The following is an 18,718-nucleotide window of genomic DNA, read 5'->3' as shown; positions in this document are numbered from 1 at the left end:
ATCGTGTTTATCTTGGTAATCGTAACAGTTACAAAAAATAATTCACTACGTGTTTAGTCTGGTTTAAATGTATTTATAGTTTGTTTTAATGCTTAGCAGTAGTAAAAATAAGCGTTATTGATAAAAAACAGACTGAGTTGGCTGAAAACCGTTCAAACAGTTATTAAAGTAGAAAAAAAAGTTGACTTGTAAGGGCAAAACTCGTTTAATACGCCGCACGCCCAGATAGCCCTGTCAGTAGAGCTAAGTGGGAATTGAATTAAAAGTCCTTTAAGATTTTTAATTAGCACTGTTTAAGTGCCTCGATAGCTCAGTTGGTAGAGCAGAGGATTGAAAATCCTCGTGTCCCTGGTTCGATTCCGGGTCGAGGCACCATTTATTTAAGTAGTGGTGTTTAATCAACAGTTTAAACATTATTACGCGTGCCTTAGCACACAGTTTTTTGTGCCGACTTAGCTCAGCTGGTAGAGCAACTGACTTGTAATCAGTAGGTCAACCGTTCGACTCGGTTAGTCGGCACCATTTATAAAATTAATTGTAAAATTACAATTAATTAGCACAGTTTATGTGCCTCGATAGCTCAGTTGGTAGAGCAGAGGATTGAAAATCCTCGTGTCCCTGGTTCGATTCCGGGTCGAGGCACCATTATTAAAGTTATCAATCTTTAAAATTGATAAAGTGCCTTAGCACACAGTTTTGTGTGCCGACTTAGCTCAGCTGGTAGAGCAACTGACTTGTAATCAGTAGGTCAACCGTTCGACTCGGTTAGTCGGCACCATTTTTAAAAGTTAGTTGTAAGACATCACAATTAATTAGCACAGTTTATGTGCCTCGATAGCTCAGTTGGTAGAGCAGAGGATTGAAAATCCTCGTGTCCCTGGTTCGATTCCGGGTCGAGGCACCATTTATTAAAAAAACTGCTTATGCAGGATTTTTTATTTTAGTGCTTCATAAGTTATCAATCTTTAAAATTGAAAGTGCCTTAGCACACAGTTTTGTGTGCCGACTTAGCTCAGCTGGTAGAGCAACTGACTTGTAATCAGTAGGTCAACCGTTCGACTCGGTTAGTCGGCACCATTTATTTAAAAGCCTCGCGTAATGCGGGGCTTTTTTGTTTTTGATTTCAACGTTAGAAGTCCTCGCGTTTTCAGGACGGGACATATATCTAGCTCTCTTTTAAACCCTTCATCGATTGATGTTTTATTTCTAGTTAAAAACTGCTGATCATTTACTCATTTTTACCGTACAACTTACCTACGTGTTCATTCATCGCTAGCTATGTAATGTTATGTAAAGTAGGTTGAGCAAAATTTGCCAAAGTGCTTGAATTACGTTCATAAATAGCAGTAATTCAGGTTTAATTATGATTTGGCAATGCAAGCCAACCCTATTGGCAATGAGTGTGATGCTGCTCTGTGGCTGTGCGAGTAATTTAAACTCAGCGCAGCGCGTGCAAGCGCCAACTAATGTGCCACAGCAATGGCAACAAAAAGCATCAAGCTCGGTATTAAAAGTACAAGAGCAATGGCTTACACAATTACAAAACCCTACGCTTGATAAATTTGTACAAAAAGCACTTCAAAATAATCAGCAGCTTTTGCAAACGAGTTACGATGTAGAAATTAAAAAGCAGCAACTTATCGTATCGGGTGCTGCACTTTGGCCCAGCCTTGATTTATCAACTCGTACGAATCGCAGTAAAAATAATCGTCCTGTAAGTTACAATAATGCAAGCTCAGTAGGTTTAAATTTAACCTACGAGGTGGATTTATGGGGGAAGCTTTCTGATTCAAAACGCCAAGCTAACCTAACTTATTTAGCCCAACAAGCGCGTTTCGAGCAAGCTAAACAACAACTAGTTGCGGATGTAGTAACAAGTTGGTTTGATGTAGTTACAGCTCAGCAATTACTTGATTTATTTAAGCGCCGAGAAGCCAATGCACAACAAAATCTCGATATTATTGAATCCGGTTATCGCCAAGGTATAAATGAAGCACTTGATGTGTATTTAGCTCGCAATGAGCTTAATAACGAACGCTCTCGAATCGCGACTCAGACGGCTAGTTTATCGGCTTCAGCAAGGGTACTTGAACGCTTATTAGGTGAATATCCAAAAGGGGTGATTACAACTAGCAGTGACTTGCCGGTTATTAATACCGATATTTCACTGGGCTTACCCTCTGAACTTATAACGCGAAAACCTACACTGAGAGCAAGTTGGTATGAACTTTTAGCAACTGACGCCTCCTTGGCGTATGCACACAAGCAGCGCTTTCCTAGCTTAAACTTAACAGCTAGCTTAAGTGATAGTACCAATAGGGTAAGTGACTTGTTTTCTCCATCTAGCCTTGCATGGTCGCTACTTGGTAGTATTTCAGCACCAATTTTTGAAGGTGGACGCTTAAAAGCCAACGAAGAAATAGCGCGTTTTAATACTCAAAAGCAAGAGCAACTTTATTTGCAAACACTTTACGATGCGTTTGGCGATGTAGAGAACGCAATTTCACAGCAGCAATCTCTTAGTGCACAGTATACAAGCACACTAAAAGCACAAGAAAATGCACTTGCGGCAGAGCAATTATCATTTGAGCAGTATCAAAGTGGCTTAGTAACTTACACCACAGTGCTGGATGCACAGGGACGCTCTTTTGATGCGCAAAGCTCTTTAATCGACATTAAAAACCAATTAATAACTAATAGAATTAACTTACACATTGCCCTTGGTGGTGATTTTGCAAAGCCCTCAAGTGAACTAAAGAGCAATAACGATGAAAACTAAAACAGCAAAAATTATTATTCCTGCCGCAGTTATTATTGCTGCCGTTTCTATTGTATTTTTTATTAAGGGTAATCCGCCAGAGGCAAGGCGTTTTGGTTCACCTCCTAAGGCATCAATAAGTGTCGCGGCACTTGAGCTTAAACCGCAAAGTTATCAAATTATGATAGACAGTTACGGTACGGTAAAGCCACGAACACAAAGTTTATTGGTTGCTCAGGCATCAGGGCAAATAATCGATGTAAGTGATGACTTTAGAGAAGGCGGATTTTTTGAAAAAGGAGACGTACTTTTAAAGTTAGACGATAGAGATCATCAAGCTGAAGTTAAATCGGCACAAGCTAATTTATTAACCGCAGAGCAGGGTTTGTTAGAAGAAAAAGCACGCGGTCAACAAGCGATTACCGATTGGAAGCGTCTAGGTGGGGAAAAACAGGCAAGCAGCTTGGTGTTACGTGAGCCTCAACTAGCCGCAGCAGAAGCTGAAGTGTTGTCAGCGCAAGCAACACTTGAAAAAGCAATGCTTGATTTAGAACGAACTAAAGTAACAGCACCATACGCTGGACGTATATTAAGTCGCAATGTTGATTTAGGACAGGTCGTTAGTAACAACACGCAACTTGCCACTATTTACGCGATAGATAGTGTAGAAATTCGTTTACCGATTAAAAATAAAGATCTCTCGTTTGTAAATTTACCAGAGCAATATCGCGATGGTGCTAAAAACCAAGCTGGCTCAATTGTGCAATTCACATCAGACTTAGTTGGCGAGCAAACTTGGCAGGGGCAGTTAGCGCGTACCGAAGGTGCAATTGATGAAAATGCGCAGCAGCTTTACGTCGTTGCTAAAATTAATGACCCATATAAAGCAACAGCTAGTAACCAGTATCCAATAAAAATAGGGCAATATATAAAGGCACAAATTACAGGTAAAACAGTGCCTAACGCACTTATTATTCCTAACAGCACAATTTACCAAGGCACATACGTTTACATTGTTGAAGAGGGCGTGCTTAAGCGCAAAGACATTACACTTGCTTGGCAAAATGCCACACAAGCGATGATAAAAACTGGCTTACAAGCGAGTGATAAGCTTGTTATTACACCACTTGGACAGGTGAGTTCAGGAACTCGAGTGAATATTTTAGGTCAGCAAAGCGCAGAGCAACCTAAAAACGAAGCTAATCGACAAGGTAAAGGAAAGCGCCTATCACCGCAGCAGCTTGAACAAAAAGCAAAAGAGTTAGGTATTAGTGTCGAAGATCTAAAACAACGTCGTGCAGCAAAACAAGGAGATAAGCCATGATCGCTTGGTTTACCAAAAACCATGTTGCTGCCAACTTATTGCTAGTGACACTGTTGCTATCAGGACTTTTTAGTTTATCGAGCAAAATTCCGCTTGAGGTCTTCCCTTCATTCGAAACCGATATGATAAGCGTACGCGTTAGTTTACGTGGAGCAACACCTGAGGATGTAGAGCAAGGTGTAACTATTCGAATAGAAGAAGCAGTACAAGATTTAGAAGGCATTAAGCAAATATTTAGCCGCTCCTCGGAAGGCTCTGGCTCGGTAACATTAGAGGTTGAGAGTGGTTATGATCCTCGTGAGCTTTTAGCCGATATAAAAAGCCGTGTAGATGCAATTAATACTTTTCCAGGAGATGCTGAAAAGCCAATAGTTGCGCTTGCTGAGCGAAAACGTGAAGTAATTGCAGTGACGGTATCAAGTGACTATGGTGAAAAAGAAACCCGTGAATATGCTGAGCAGGTACGGGATCAAATACTGCGTTTACCTAATGTAACACAGGTTGAATTAAGCGGTGTACGAGACTACGAGTTGGCTATTGAAGTAAGCCAAGACATTCTTCGTCAATACGATTTAAGCCTTGCACAAATATCTAGTGCAGTTGCTAACTCAAGCGCTGATATTTCTGCCGGTAACTTAAAAACAGAGGGTGGCGACGTACTTATAAGCTCTAAAGGGCAAGCCTACCGTAAAGATGAATTTGCTAATATTGTTGTTAAAAACCAAGCCGATGGCACCATTATTCGCTTAGGCGATATAGCAATAATTAATGATGATTTTGAAGAAACACCAGTACGAACGCGTTTTAACGGTAAGCAAGCTGCGTTTATAGACGTGTATAGAATTGGCCCACAAAGCGCGATAACGGTTGCTGACGATGTTAAAAATTACATAAAAGAGCAGCAAAGTTCACTCCCTCAAGGGTTTGAGCTAAGTTATTGGGATGATGATTCAGAGCTCGTTAAAAGCCGTATTTCTACTCTGACTACCAATGCCTTACAAGGCGGTATTTTAGTACTTGCGTTACTGACTCTATTTTTACGCCCTGCGATTGCATTTTGGGTTTTTATTGGTATTCCAGTTTCCTTTATGGGCGCGTTTATAGCCATGCCTATTTTTGGCGTTACCCTTAACATTATGAGCTTATTTGGCTTTATTCTAGTGCTCGGAATTGTGGTCGATGACGCTATAGTTACTGGTGAAAACGTTTATACCTATTTAAAAACGGCTGAGTCGGGCGAGCAAGCGGCAATTTTAGGCACTCAAGAAGTCGCAACGCCAGTAACCTTTGGTGTATTAACTACAGTCGCTGCATTTTTACCTTTGGCCTTTATTGAAGGAGCCCGTGGTGCTTTGTTTGCACAAATACCTGTTGTGGTCATTCCGGTACTCTTATTCTCGCTAATTGAATCTAAGTTTGTATTACCAGCGCATTTAAAATACATAAAACTGCGCCATCAAAAAGGTGAGCCGTCAAAGTTTGATGTTATTCAACAGCGTTTTGCAGATGGATTTGAAAACGCGATTTTAAAATACTACCAACCTATATTAAACACAGCCCTGCGTCATAAGCTGGCAACAGTAAGTTTGTTTATCGGTGTGTTTTTTATCATTTTAACCATGATCACCAGTGGATGGACTAAGTTTGTATTTTTTCCGCGTATACCAAGTGAAACCGTGCGCGTTAATTTAACACTACCCACAGGTACACCGTTTGAAGTAACTAATAAATATGTAATAGATATGTCGCAAAAAGCGCAGCAATTACAACAAAAATACCGGGATCCAAATACAGGTGAAAGTGTTATTTTAAATATACTTGCAACAACGGGGGGGCGTGGTGGTGTATCAAATTCTGGTTCTGTACGTTTTGAAATAACCCCTGCTGAAAAGCGTGATTCAGACATTGGCTCGCGGGAACTTGCAAGCGAATGGCGCGATTTAATAGGTGTAATACCAGGTGCTGAAAGCTTAACGTTTAGAGCCGAAATTGGTCGCAGCTCAGATCCAATCGATGTACAGCTTAGTGGTACCTCATTGACCATTTTACAAGATGTGGCTGATCATATTAAAACCCGTTTAGCAACATACCCTACGGTATTTGATATTGCCGATAGCATGTCTGATGGTAAAGAAGAGCTGCAAATTGAGCTTACTCAGCAAGGTCTGGCACTGGGCTTAAATAGAGTCAATGTAGCTGGGCAAGTACGTAACTCGTTTTTTGGCTCGCAAGTACAACGTATTCAACGCGGACGTGATGATGTACGTGTAATGGTGCGCCTACCTATAGATGAACGCCGCTCGGTAGCTGATTTACAAAACATACTAATAAATACACCTAATGGGGGCTCTGTACCACTATCTCATGTGGCAACACTGACTGCAGGGCAAAGCCCGTCGACTATTAATCGAATCGATCGTTACCGTACTTTAAATGTGACTGCGGATATTGAAAAAAGTAACACGAATATGACTATACTTCAGGCTGATTTAGCACAATATCTTGATGAGCTGATGCAGCAATATCCAGGGGTAGACTACAAGCTAGAAGGAGAAGCTAAAGAGCAAAGAGAATCATTTGGCTCACTGGCTTGGGCATTAGTATTTGTATTTTTTATTATTTATGCGCTATTAGCTATTCCGTTTAAATCGTACTTACAGCCAATTATTGTTATGAGTGTAATTCCATTTGGTATGATTGGCGCTGTGGTTGGGCATTGGATCATGGGCATGGATTTAACCATTATGAGCTTATTGGGTATGCTTGCGTTAATTGGCGTCGTCGTGAATGACTCCCTAGTACTCGTTGACTTTATCAATAAAAAACGCAGTGAAGGCGGTGAGTTATTGGAGGCTGTAAAATTAGCCGGAGCATCTCGTTTTCGTCCTGTAATGCTAACGAGCTTAACAACTTTTATCGGCCTAATGCCGTTATTGTTTGAAAAGGCGACACAAGCGCAGTTTTTAATCCCTATGGCGGTGAGCTTAGGTTTCGGGATTATTTTTGCAACCTTTATTACTTTATTGTTAGTCCCCGTAAACTACATGCTGATGGAACGTTTTCAAGGTTGGTTTAAATAATACAAAATGACTATTAAAGCTGTGGGAAGCTAATTGCCTGCAGCTTTTTTTTAGCTGTGCAAAACTAAGTGCTTTATTTAAAGAGTAAGATATAAACGTGGGTATTAGAATAAAGTGTGGACTTACGCGTTAAACGGACTTCGATAATGGTGTTCCCCAAGATACGGTACTTGGTTTCAGTCCTGAAACCAGAAGGTTTCAGGGCGGGAATCTGCGGTTTACCGTAGGCTTCTCGGTACATGCCGAGCTTGCACAATAGTATACGAACAGAAACCCTGGTATAAAATTTATCGGCTCAGGGACTTAACCAAGCTCCAGTATCCCAGGGAACAATTTAAGTATATAAGACATAACCCAATCCTTAAACCCTAAACGTAAAAAATTAAACTGTTCGTTTAGTTTTTCCGCATCTTTAACTCATCATTTACTTTATCGCATGCTTTTTGAGCTTGATCATACAATTTATTGGAGTTGCTTTTTATCGAGTGGTAGCATTGCTTTAACTTGCAAAGCGAAGACGCGATTATGAACGATTTACCAGATTACGAAAAAGCCCAGCTGCTTTTAGAAAAAAATGAAATATTTGTATCACCCGCTGAAGCCCACGGCGTTATTAGTGGTTTACTAGCGTGCGGTTTAACCATTGACGACAAAGAATACTTAGGCCTTTTGAGCGATGTATTTAACGATGGTGAATCGTTTAGTAACGATTTAAAGCAGTTTTTTGGCACTATTTATAAGCAAGTAGTCGCGAGCTTTAATGATGACGAATTTCAGTTTGATTTATTTTTACCAAGTGACGACGAAACACTCATCGATCAGGCTAATGGCCTCGTATCATGGGTAGCTGGTTTTATGCTTGGTTTTGGTTTAAAGCAAAAAGACTACGGTAAGCTATCGAGCGATGTTAAAGAAGTGATTACTGACTTTAGCGAAATTACCCGTCTAGATACCACTTTCGAAGAAACCGAAGAAGACAGCCAAGCACTGCACGAAGTGATTGAATATGTACGTGTATCAGCGCTACTTTGCTTTGCAGAGCTTGGTAAAGAACAAAACACGCAAAGCACTAAAAAAACACTTCATTAACGTTTAAAAAAGTAAAACGGGTTGATTAATAATGGTTGAAGTACAAAAGTCAGAATTTAAAGCACGCCGCGAGCATCTACTTGCGCAAATGGATAAAAACAGTGTTGCGATTATTCCCGCTGCCAGTGAAGTGACGCGCAGCCGTGATACCGAATATGCATTTAGGCAAGACAGCGACTTTTTTTACTTAACCGGCTTTAATGAACCCGATGCTGTACTTGTACTGTGTAACAACAGCGATACACCCAGTACGCTATTTTGCCTTAATAAAGATAAGCTTGCTGAAATCTGGCATGGGCGTCGTATCGGCTTCGATAAAGCCAAAAGTGAATATTTATTCGACGAAACTTACGCATTAAGTGAGCTAAGTGAACAATTATTGAATTTGGTGAACGGCCAACAGATTTTATTTTACGCACAAGGCACGTATCCGACTTTTGACGGTAAAGTATTTTCGTTGTTAAACAGGCTGCGCAGTGCACCTAAAAAAGGCTACAAAGCACCAGATACAATTAAAGATGTACGTAGCCTTATTCACGAAATGCGTTTGTTTAAATCGCCAAGCGAAATAGAAATTATGCGCGAAGGCTGCGAAATTAGTGCGCGAGGACATATGCGTGCCATGCGTTATTCGCATGTGGGGGCGACTGAATTTCAGCTAGAAGCAGAGCTTCATCATCATTATGCAATGAACGGCGCACCGCACCCAGCTTACGGTACGATTGTTGGTAGTGGTGACAATGCTAATATTTTGCATTACACACAAAATAGCGATGTGCTAAAAAATGGCGACCTAGTACTTATCGACTCAGGTTGTGAGTTACAAGGTTATGCAGCAGATATAACCCGTACGTTTCCAATAAATGGTAAATTTAGTGAAGAGCAAGCGGCGCTTTATAATGTTGTACTTAAAGCACAAGACGTTGCTTTTGGTGAAGTAAAACCGGGCGGTTATTTGTCACATGCTAATAAACTAGCAATGGAAGTAATGACGCAAGGTTTGCTCGATTTAGGTATTTTAACTGGCGACTTTGACGAGCTAATGGCAAAAGGAGCGTGTAAAGAATATTACATGCACGGGCTAGGGCATTGGCTGGGGCTTGATGTCCATGATGTTGGCGATTATAAGCAAGATAATGTTGAGCGTGCATTTGAGCCGGGTATGGTACTTACTATAGAGCCTGGGCTTTATATAAGTGAAGATTCAAACGCCCCGCAAAAATACAAAGGCATTGGTATCCGCATTGAAGATAACTTACTAGTTACCGAAAACGGCCATGAAAATCTGACCCTAAGCGTGCCTAAAACAATTAGCGATATAGAAGCACTCATGCAAAGTGCTAAAAACGTATAAAGCTCGGAGAATATTGTGGCTAAGCAGTTTGATGTAGTTGTTATTGGCGGTGGTTTAGCAGGCGCGAGCTGCGCGTTAAGTGTGGCTAAAACTAACCCCGCTTTAAGTATTGCTGTTGTGGAAGCTAATCAAGTAACTGGCGAATATCATCCAAGCTTTGACGACAGAAGCATTGCACTTGCTCAGCAATCGGTAGAGTACCTACAAAGCCTCAATTTATTTGAGCAAAACGCGCCTTACACTGCAGCAATAAAAAAAGTGAGCGTGTCTGATCGGGGGCACTTTGGCAAAGCGCACATTAATTGCGGTGAGTTTGCTAAGGCTTCACTTGGTTACGTGGTAGAAGTTAACCCATTTGGCCGAGCGCTTCACCTGCGTTTAACGCAGTCAAACATTGCGCTTTACTGCCCCGATAGCGTAACTGCCATTGAGCAAACATTGAATAGCAATACACTCACCCTACAAAGCGGCGAGCAATTAAGTGCAACGTTATTAGTTATTGCTGATGGCGCACAATCACCAACACGTAACTTACTCGGGCTTGGTTTTAATACTCAGCCTTATGAGCAAGGCGCAATTATTGCCAACCTAGAAGTAGCAGATGGGCATAATAATCATGCTTTTGAGCGTTTTACGCAAAATGGCCCGATGGCGTTATTGCCCATGAGTAATAATCGTTATTCGTTAGTCTGGTGTATGTGCCAAGAAAAGATTGAACAGCACATGGCACTTAGTGAACAAGGTTTTTTAAGTGCCTTGCAAAGTGCGTTTGGTTATCGCGGCGGGCAATTTACAAAAATAGGCATGCGCGCAAGTTATCCGCTCGTTTATGGGCAAGTAGAATCCTTAATTGCTCACCGCACTGTGGTAATAGGTAATGCTGCACATGCAATTCATCCTATTGCAGGGCAGGGTTTTAATTTAGGCCTTCGCGACGTACAAGTACTTAGTGACTTAATAGCAAATAGCCAGCACGACTTAGGCAGCTATGCGTTTACCCGTGAATACTCACAAAAACGTCGCGATGATATTAAAACCGTAATGACCTTAACCGATGCACTGGTTAGGCTTTTTTCAAACTCATCGCGAGTGTTTGCATTTGGGCGCAGCATTGGGTTGTTTTCGATGGATTTATTTCCCGCATTAAAAGCGCCATTAGCTAAACAGTTAATGGGGCAAGTTAAACAAGGTAGGCGTTTATGAAACAAGCACAGGTTTGTATTGTAGGTGGTGGCTGCGTAGGGCTAACATTGGCACTTGGATTGACAAAAGCTAATATTAGCGTGGTTGTGCTAGATGGTGCGCCAACTCAAGGACTACCTTGTGACGAATATGGTTTGCGTGTAAGTGCGCTAAGCATTGCGAGTCAAACCTTGCTTGAACAATTAAACGTATGGCCCGAAATTATCGCACAGCGAGCGTGCGCTTATACGCATATGGACGTACGTGATGCCGACAGCTTTGGCAAAATAGCATTTAATAACGAACAACTTGAGCTTGAACATTTAGGTCATATTGTTGAAAACGACATTATCCGCTACGCGCTTATAAAAGAGTTAGAGCAACAAAGTAGTGCCACACTAATGTTTGATACACAGTATCAGCAAATACATCAAAGCGAATCTGATGTATTTATAACGCTTAAAAGCGGGGAGCCAATTATTGCAAAACTGCTGGTGGCCGCTGATGGTGCAAACTCAGCTATTCGTAAACAATTTAATATGGCGCTGAGCTTTAAAGATTACGACCATCATGCACTTGTGGCGACTGTAAAAACTAAAGAGCCACATGCAAATACCGCACGCCAAGTATTTTTACCAACCGGGCCACTGGCATTTTTACCGTTAAGCGATGCCAACACGCATTCCATAGTGTGGTCTACCAGCCCAAATCATTGCGATGAACTGCTTGCAATGGACGATAACAGCTTTAATAAAGCCGTAATGGCTGCAATAGATGGTCAATGCGGGCTGTGTGAAGTGCAAAGTAAGCGCGCTGCTTTCCCACTTAAAATGCGCTACGCCCAGCAATGGGTTTCAGGCAAAGTGGTACTCATTGGCGATGCTGCGCACACTATTCATCCATTAGCAGGGCTTGGTATGAACCTAGGCCTAAAAGATGCCGCTTATTTAATTGAGCTTTTAACAAGTAATAATAAAGAATTTGCTAGTACGCGCACACTTCGCGATTACGAGCGTACCCGTAAGCTCGATGCACAAAAGCATATAGCTATGATGCAAGGGCTAAAAGAGCTGTTTGAAGGTGCAAACCCGTTTAAAAAGCTTATTCGTGGAGTAGGGCTATCGTTAGTTGATAATCTTGGGCCAATCAAGCACCTGTTCGCTAAAGAAGCAATAGGGAAGTAAAGTAGGTTGAGTTGAGTAAAATAAAATCTCACGAAAAAAGCTGTTAGTTATTCGCTTTCAATAAAACCCGAGATTTAATTTAAACATCGGGTTTTTGTTTTAAAGTGATTTTTAATACATTAAAAGCTATCGCTTTTCACGCAAGCAAGCTCGGCGTCTACAAGAAATATTACACTCTGTGCTTAACTTTTACTGTATGCGTACAGCTTGCTGGCGCGACGAGCGAAGCTCGTGCTTTGGTATGGGTTAATGCATTGAAAGTTATCGCTTTTCACGTAAGTAAGCTCGGCGCCTACAAGAAATATTACACTCAGTGCTTAACTTTTACTGTAGGCGTCCAGCTTGCTGGCGCGACGAGCGAAGCTCGTAATAATTACCTTTATAAACTTATCTATTAAAGCGTTAAAAACCTACTTGCTTAATTATCCGACTAAGCGTAAAATGCGCGCTCATTTCGGCTTTTAAACTATTAATTCCTTGCCTTAAACCGACCGGCCGAAACGGTAGAAGGCTCTATTAACCGTAAGGAATATCCATGCGTCATTACGAAATCGTATTCATGGTTCACCCAGATCAGAGTGAGCAAGTTGCTGGTATGATCGAACGTTATACTGGTTCTATCACTGAAGCAAATGGTGTTATTCACCGTCTTGAAGATTGGGGCCGTCGTCAATTGGCTTACCCAATTAACAAGCTTCATAAAGCTCATTATGTTCTTATGAACGTTGAAGCACCTACTGAAGTAATCAGCGAGCTAGAAACTACTTTCCGCTACAACGATGCAGTGCTTCGTAACTTAGTTATCCGCACTAAAACTGCTGTAACTGAAGCGTCTCCTCTTGCAAGAGAAGAGAAGAAAGAAGCACCAGCTGCTTAATTGTTTTGAGTCCTAGCATGGCGTTTAACTGGCGGTAAATATAAATGGTTAGCCCTTTTATGAATCAGCTGGTTATATCTGGGGTAGTTTGTAAAACTCCCAAGTTTAGCCAAAGCCCTGCTGGCATCCCGCATTGTATTTTTGTTGTAGAACATAAATCAATGCAAACCGAAGCAGACCTTAACCGTAATAGTTACGTGAGGCTTCAGGTAGTTGCCAGTGGAAAGCAAATGCAACAACAGACTCAACATTTGCACGTTGGGCAGGCATTGCAAGTGAGTGGTTTTTTAAATCGCCACGAAGGTCGTAACGGCCTTAGCCAATTGGTTTTGCATGCTCAGCATATAGAAAGAATTATTTGAGGAATTAATCTCATGGCACGTTATTTCAGACGTCGTAAGTTCTGCCGCTTTAAAGCGGAAGGCGTACAACAAATCGATTACAAAGATCTAGCTACTCTTAGAAACTATGTTACAGAAAGTGGCAAAATCGTACCTAGCCGTATTACAGGTACTAGCGCTAAATTTCAGCGCCAGCTAGCAACTGCTATTAAGCGTGCTCGCTACTTAGCCCTTCTTCCATACACTGACTTACATAAGTAAGCAGCGGATTAACAGTTTTTAAAAGGTGTAGAAACATGCAAGTTATTCTACTAGATAAGATCGCTAACCTAGGTAGCCTAGGTGAACAGGTTGTAGTTAAATCTGGTTTCGCACGTAACTTCCTTTTCCCTCAAGGTAAGGCAGTTCCTGCGACTAAAGCTAACATTGAAACGTTTGACGCTCGTCGCGCAGAACTTGAAGCGAAAATCGCTGACCAGTTAGTTGCTGCACAAGCACGCGCTGAAAAACTAGAAGCATTAGCAGAAGTTACATTAGTATCTAAAGCTGGTGACGAAGGTAAGTTATTCGGTTCAATCGGTACTCGTGACATCGCTGACGCTATCTCAGCTGTTGGTGTTGAAGTTGCTAAGTCAGAAGTTCGTTTGCCTCTAGGTACTATCCGTGAGACTGGTGAATTTGACGTATCAATTTCAGTTCACTCAGACGTAACGGCTACTATCAAAGTAATCGTAATCGCTGAAGCTTAATTTTCAATTAAGTGACAAAAGCCGTGCTATTAGCGCGGCTTTTTTGTATCCGTAATTTAGCAAACTTTAGTTATTAGTTAAGGAGACAGTTAAATAAAATCTTTTATAAACCTCATTTTGCTGTAATTATTTTTTCATTTCATTTAAACCTTTTCTAACTGTCATTACGTCTAACTTATCAATACACTTAAATAGCAACTCAACAATAATAATTAAAAGGCTAGATCAAGGATGCTACACGTTAAACCCGAACAAGCGCCATTGTGCGAAGCTGCATTAATTGAGCGAGTTAAGTCGGGCGATCAGAGCGCATACAAAGCGTTATATGAGCTGCATATAAAACGTGTTTACGGTTTATGTTTGCGTTTATTGGCCGATGAAGCACATGCTGAAGATGCAGCCCAAGAAGTTTTTGTGCATGTATGGTACAAAATAGCGCAGTTTGACGGGCGATCGCAGTTTTCTACTTGGCTTTACAGTGTTGCCAGTAACGTGGCGATTAGTTATGTACGCAAGCAAAAAAACTGGTTACAAAAAGTAGTAAGTATTGAGCACAGCGGTATGGATGAACAGTCGGCTAACGACTGCAAAGGCTTAAATGGTCTCGATAAGTTAATAGTAAGGCTTCCTGAGCGCGCACGCATGGTATTTGTGTTGTTTGCAATTGAAGGTTATAGGCACGAAGAAATAGCCGAACAATTAGGCATGGCCGTTGGTTCAAGTAAATCGCAATATCATCGAGCTAGGCAGTTATTACAAGAGTGGTATGAAAATGAATAAACCAAATTTTGACGACTATTTAAACAAGTCATTAAACACCCTTGATAAGAATGTCGCGCCTCGCAAAAACTTGTGGACGGGGATTGAGCGAGCGATTGTTGATAACAAGTCTATACAAAAAAATACTAGAGTTTGGCCAAAGCTAACTGCAATAGCTGCATGTTCGATTGCCGGGTTAATAGCACTAAACATGTTTGTTATAAACTCAGAGCCACAGCCAGTCATGGTGATGAGTGATTACTTTACACAGCAAAAGCAAAGCTTACTTGTGCAATATAAAAACCAAGAGGCACTAACCACCAATTGGCAGGCGCAATTGCAAGAACTAGAAGAGGCAGAGCAGGCAATAAAGGGAGCGCTTAAAAATGAACCACAAAATCGAGCGCTACTAACAATGTTAGCGCAAATATATCAACAACAACTTAGTTTAATTAACAAAGTGCATGCACCACATTGGCAGCATATTTAGGAGAACAACATGAAAGCGATTTTATTAGGATTGAGCTTATTACCACTTGTAGCATTTGCCGGTGAAAAAATAGATAAGCAAATGGAGGTGCCAAATAAAGGTCTTATTTTTATTGAAAACCAACGTGGTGATATAAGTATAACTGGTTGGGATAAAAACGAATTTAAAGTATCAGGCGTGCTTGATGATAAAGCACAGGGGTATGAGCTTAAAACGAGTGGCAACAAAACTCAGTTTATTGTAAAAATGCCGCATACAACAAGTTGGGATAACAATGACGGTGGTTCAAAACTGACTATTTTTATGCCGAAAAGCAGCGCGCTTGAGTTTGCAGGTGTGAATGTATCTGTCACTGCAAAAGAGCTACACAACGGCACTGAGGTCGATGTAGTTAATGGCGAAATAACAGCAAGCGATTTAGCCGGTAACATTAAACTCACTAGTGTTAATGGTGATGTAAACGCACAAAACCTCAGTGGTAATATTCAATTTGAAACTGTAAATGGCGAAATTAATGATAAACAGTCAAGCGGGGAATTACGTTTTAGCGCTGTAAATGGCGATATTAAATCAAACTCAATTGCAACTGATGTACGTCTTGAAAACGTAAATGGTGATATAAAATTTACTCTATCGAGTATTAAAAATTTACGTATTAATACCGTAAATGGTGAAGCTGAAGTGCGCATTAAAGAGCTTTTAAAAGGGGGCGATGTTCGTTTTGAATCGGTAAGTGGCGACGCGGAATTTTTCTTTCCTGCTGATGTATCGGCTAAGTTTGAAATTGAAGCTCATGCCAATGGCAAAATAATAAATGAGCTCAGCGGTGATAAAGTTCAAAAAGCTAAATATGGGCCTGCTAGCGATTTAGAATTTAGCATTAATGGTGGTAATGCTAACGTTGAAATGGATACGATTAGCGGACGAATCGAACTTAGAAAGAAATAACACTTATTCCCTTCTAGATTACAAAAAGCAGGAAAAGATTTCCTGCTTTTCTATTTGCACAGCCCCTGCAAGTCGATAGAATAGAGCCATTCAATTTTAGTACCGTGAAGTTATGGCCAAACCAGATAAGCAAGTCGACACTCTTAAAGTTCCTCCCCATTCAATAGAAGCTGAACAATCTGTTTTAGGTGGCTTAATGCTTGATAATCAAGCTTTTGATCGCGTAGCTGAGCTTGTTGTATCACAGGATTTTTATACCCGCACGCATAAGTTAATTTTTGAGGCGATGACGGCGCTTGCTGAGATTGGCGATCCAATCGATTTAATCACTATTTCTGAAAGTTTAGAAAAAAATAATAAATTGGCAGGCATTGGTGGTTTTGCTTACTTAGCCGAAATTGCTAAAAACACGCCAAGTGCTGCGAATATTGACGCCTACGCGAGCATTGTACGCGAACGAGCTGTTGTACGTGAAATGATTGGCGTGGCGAACGAGATCGCAGAGGCGGGTTTTAATACAGAAGGGCGTACTAGTCACGATTTACTTGATTTTGCTGAAAGCAAAGTATTCAAAATAGCTGAACAACGTACAAAAAGTACGGAAGGCCCACAAAGTATTCATAACATCCTTGAAAAAACCGTTGATAAAATAGAAGAGCTTTATCAATCTCCACAGGATGGTGTTACGGGAGTCAGTACTGGGTATGCCGATCTTGATAAAATGACGACGGGCTTACAGCCATCCGATTTAATTATTGTTGCAGCGCGTCCTTCAATGGGTAAAACCACTTTTGCGATGAACCTTGCGGAACATGCCGCGATGACTCAAGACAAACCAGTACTAATTTACTCGCTAGAGATGCCGTCAGAACAAATTATGATGAGGATGTTAGCGTCTCTTGGCCGTATTAACCAAACTAAAGTGCGTACAGGTCAATTAGATGATGACGATTGGGCGCGACTTTCATCAACCATGGGTTTGTTGATGGAAAAAGGCAAAATGTATGTTGATGATGCGTCGGGCTTAACACCTACCGATGTACGTTCACGTGCAAGGCGTATCGCCCGCGACCACGGCGGCATTAGTATGATCATGGTCGATTACTTGCAGCTAATGCGTGTACCAAGCCTTGCTGATAACCGAACGCTTGAAATTGCAGAAATTTCGCGTTCACTTAAAGCATTAGCAAAAGAGCTAAAATGTCCGGTTGTCGCGCTTTCGCAGCTTAACCGAACGCTTGAGCAACGTGCCGATAAACGCCCAATTAACTCAGATTTACGTGAGTCAGGGTCAATAGAGCAAGATGCCGATTTAATTATGTTTATTTACCGTGACGAAGTTTATAACGAAGATAGTACCGACAAAGGTATTGCTGAAATTATCATAGGTAAACAACGTAATGGGCCAATTGGTAAAGTGCGTTTAACATTCCAAGGTCAATTTTCTCGCTTTGATAACTATGCGGGACCAGCGGTAGATGACGATTACTAATGCGCTTAGCCACTGCTGAAATTAATTTAGCTGCACTTGCGCATAATTTAGCGCAAGTTAAGTGTTTTGCACCTAACAGCAAAGTGATGGCGGTGCTAAAAGCAAACGCTTACGGGCATGGTTTAGTAACGATTGCGCAGCATTTAAATAATGCTGACGCATTTGCTGTGGCGCGGATAGATGAAGCGTTAGCTCTGCGAGCTGGGGGCTTAACAAAGCCAATAGTTTTACTAGAAGGCTTTTTTAACAAAGCCGATTTACCTATTTTGCTCGCCAACAACTTTCAAACTATTATTCACGATGAATACCAATTAGCCGCGCTTGAAAAAGCAAAGCTTGATGCACCAATAACATGCTGGTTAAAAGTAAATACAGGTATGCATCGATTAGGTATTGCGCCAGAGCAATTTGATGAATTTTATAGCCGTCTTCAAAAAACACCTAATGCTAAAAATACGGTTAATTTAATGACTCACTTTTCGTGTGCTGATGATGTTGATAATGCGAAAACGGTTCAACAAATCACCTCGTTTGATAATTTAGTGAATGGCATTGACCAAGCGCATTGTTTATCAAACTCTGCCGGTATTATTGCATGGCCAAGCGGCCATGGTGATTGGGTACGTCCTGGGCTTATGCTGTATGGCGTATCGCCAATGGCAAATAGTATTGGTGCACAACATAAATTAAAACCAGTTATGCGCTTAACTACGCGTGTAATTGCCGTGCGCAATGTACCAGCCAATGAAGCAGTAGGGTATGGTGGGCGTTGGAAAAGCGATAAACCAACTAAGTTAGCCGTTGTTGCTATGGGCTATGGTGATGGTTATCCACGGCATGCTAAAGAGGGCACGCCAGTTATAATAGGTAAGCAACGTTATGGTATTGTGGGAAGTGTAGCTATGGACATGATTAGCGTAGATATAGGTGCTAATGAGCACAATATTAAAGTAGGCGACAGAGTCACTATGTGGGGCCCAGAGCTACCGGTAGAAGAAATAGCAATGTGCGCTGATACTATCCCTTACGAGCTATTATGTAATATTACACCGCGCGTAAGCTATGAGTATCAGCGTTAATACAGCTAACTA

General features: G+C 41.2%; 16 protein-coding genes, 6 tRNA genes and 1 other RNA gene. 22 read left to right on the top strand and 1 reads right to left on the bottom strand.

Annotation, left to right across the window (positions count from 1 at the left end; translation table 11 throughout):
• Nucleotides 1-299 precede the first annotated feature (299 nt).
• From PALI_RS02335 to PALI_RS02295, 9 genes are all read left to right on the top strand, one after another.
• A tRNA-Phe gene (locus PALI_RS02335) sits at nt 300-375 on the top strand.
• Between the two features lie 71 nt (nt 376-446).
• Nucleotides 447-522, top strand: a tRNA-Thr gene (locus tag PALI_RS02330).
• A gap of 47 nt (nt 523-569) precedes the next feature.
• Nucleotides 570-645 (top strand) — tRNA-Phe (locus tag PALI_RS02325).
• A gap of 57 nt (nt 646-702) precedes the next feature.
• Nucleotides 703-778: transfer RNA gene (locus tag PALI_RS02320), tRNA-Thr, on the top strand.
• Nucleotides 779-828: 50 nt separating this feature from the next.
• Nucleotides 829-904 (top strand) — tRNA-Phe (locus PALI_RS02315).
• 97 nt (nt 905-1,001) lie between these two features.
• Nucleotides 1,002-1,077, top strand: a tRNA-Thr gene (locus PALI_RS02310).
• A 286-nt stretch (nt 1,078-1,363) separates the two neighbouring features.
• Nucleotides 1,364-2,779, top strand: coding sequence for a TolC family protein (locus tag PALI_RS02305; RefSeq protein ID WP_193154761.1), 1,416 nt, complete (start codon nt 1,364-1,366; stop codon nt 2,777-2,779).
• A complete protein-coding gene (locus tag PALI_RS02300) occupies nt 2,769-4,082 on the top strand; it encodes an efflux RND transporter periplasmic adaptor subunit (RefSeq protein ID WP_138585469.1) in 1,314 nt (437 codons plus the stop codon). Before PALI_RS02305 ends, PALI_RS02300 begins: the two co-directional genes overlap by 11 nt.
• Complete coding sequence (locus tag PALI_RS02295) at nt 4,079-7,162, top strand: efflux RND transporter permease subunit (protein WP_193154759.1); 3,084 nt, start codon at nt 4,079-4,081, stop codon at nt 7,160-7,162. Before PALI_RS02300 ends, PALI_RS02295 begins: the two co-directional genes overlap by 4 nt.
• A 149-nt stretch (nt 7,163-7,311) precedes the next feature.
• Here the strand turns inward: PALI_RS02295 and ssrS are convergent.
• Nucleotides 7,312-7,494, bottom strand: a non-coding RNA gene (ssrS, locus tag PALI_RS02290) — 6S RNA.
• 193 nt (nt 7,495-7,687) lie between these two features.
• Here ssrS and PALI_RS02285 point away from each other — a divergent pair.
• The 13 genes from PALI_RS02285 to alr all read left to right on the top strand — a co-directional run bounded on the left by PALI_RS02285 (nt 7,688) and on the right by alr (nt 18,706).
• Complete coding sequence (locus PALI_RS02285) at nt 7,688-8,251, top strand: UPF0149 family protein (protein ID WP_007378383.1); 564 nt, start codon at nt 7,688-7,690, stop codon at nt 8,249-8,251.
• Nucleotides 8,252-8,282: 31 nt separating this feature from the next.
• Nucleotides 8,283-9,605 (top strand): Xaa-Pro aminopeptidase, encoded by a 1,323-nt coding sequence (pepP, locus tag PALI_RS02280; protein ID WP_193154757.1) that lies wholly within the window; start codon nt 8,283-8,285, stop codon nt 9,603-9,605.
• Nucleotides 9,606-9,620: 15 nt separating this feature from the next.
• Entirely contained in the window at nt 9,621-10,808 is a 1,188-nt protein-coding gene (gene ubiH, locus PALI_RS02275; RefSeq protein WP_193154755.1) for a 2-octaprenyl-6-methoxyphenyl hydroxylase, read from the top strand.
• Nucleotides 10,805-11,971: an FAD-dependent monooxygenase gene (locus PALI_RS02270; RefSeq protein ID WP_193154753.1), complete on the top strand. Its 1,167-nt coding sequence runs from the start codon at nt 10,805-10,807 to the stop codon at nt 11,969-11,971. The genes ubiH and PALI_RS02270 overlap by 4 nt, the downstream gene beginning before the upstream one ends.
• Before the next feature lie 535 nt (nt 11,972-12,506).
• Nucleotides 12,507-12,848, top strand: a complete 342-nt coding sequence (gene rpsF, locus PALI_RS02265) for a 30S ribosomal protein S6 (RefSeq protein WP_077537049.1) — start codon at nt 12,507-12,509, stop codon at nt 12,846-12,848.
• Between the two features lie 44 nt (nt 12,849-12,892).
• A complete protein-coding gene (priB, locus tag PALI_RS02260) occupies nt 12,893-13,210 on the top strand; it encodes a primosomal replication protein N (RefSeq protein ID WP_033015549.1) in 318 nt (105 codons plus the stop codon).
• Nucleotides 13,211-13,222: 12 nt separating this feature from the next.
• Entirely contained in the window at nt 13,223-13,450 is a 228-nt protein-coding gene (rpsR, locus tag PALI_RS02255) for a 30S ribosomal protein S18 (protein WP_006793721.1), read from the top strand.
• Between the two features lie 35 nt (nt 13,451-13,485).
• On the top strand, nt 13,486-13,938 hold the full coding sequence (rplI, locus tag PALI_RS02250; protein WP_193154751.1) for a 50S ribosomal protein L9: 453 nt from the start codon (nt 13,486-13,488) through the stop codon (nt 13,936-13,938).
• A 231-nt stretch (nt 13,939-14,169) separates the two neighbouring features.
• Entirely contained in the window at nt 14,170-14,718 is a 549-nt protein-coding gene (locus PALI_RS02245; RefSeq protein ID WP_193154749.1) for an RNA polymerase sigma factor, read from the top strand.
• Nucleotides 14,705-15,187 (top strand): hypothetical protein, encoded by a 483-nt coding sequence (locus tag PALI_RS02240; protein WP_193154747.1) that lies wholly within the window; start codon nt 14,705-14,707, stop codon nt 15,185-15,187. Before PALI_RS02245 ends, PALI_RS02240 begins: the two co-directional genes overlap by 14 nt.
• 9 nt (nt 15,188-15,196) lie before the next feature.
• Complete coding sequence (locus tag PALI_RS02235; protein ID WP_138585461.1) at nt 15,197-16,135, top strand: DUF4097 family beta strand repeat-containing protein; 939 nt, start codon at nt 15,197-15,199, stop codon at nt 16,133-16,135.
• Nucleotides 16,136-16,247: 112 nt separating this feature from the next.
• Complete coding sequence (gene dnaB / locus PALI_RS02230) at nt 16,248-17,627, top strand: replicative DNA helicase (RefSeq protein WP_077537054.1); 1,380 nt, start codon at nt 16,248-16,250, stop codon at nt 17,625-17,627.
• Entirely contained in the window at nt 17,627-18,706 is a 1,080-nt protein-coding gene (alr, locus tag PALI_RS02225; RefSeq protein WP_138585460.1) for an alanine racemase, read from the top strand. Before dnaB ends, alr begins: the two co-directional genes overlap by 1 nt.
• The last annotated feature ends 12 nt before the right edge of the window (nt 18,707-18,718 follow it).

It is taken from the genome of Pseudoalteromonas aliena SW19 (assembly GCF_014905615.1).
GTDB lineage: Bacteria > Pseudomonadota > Gammaproteobacteria > Enterobacterales > Alteromonadaceae > Pseudoalteromonas > Pseudoalteromonas aliena.
This window is presented reverse-complemented; position numbering and strand designations above follow the sequence as displayed.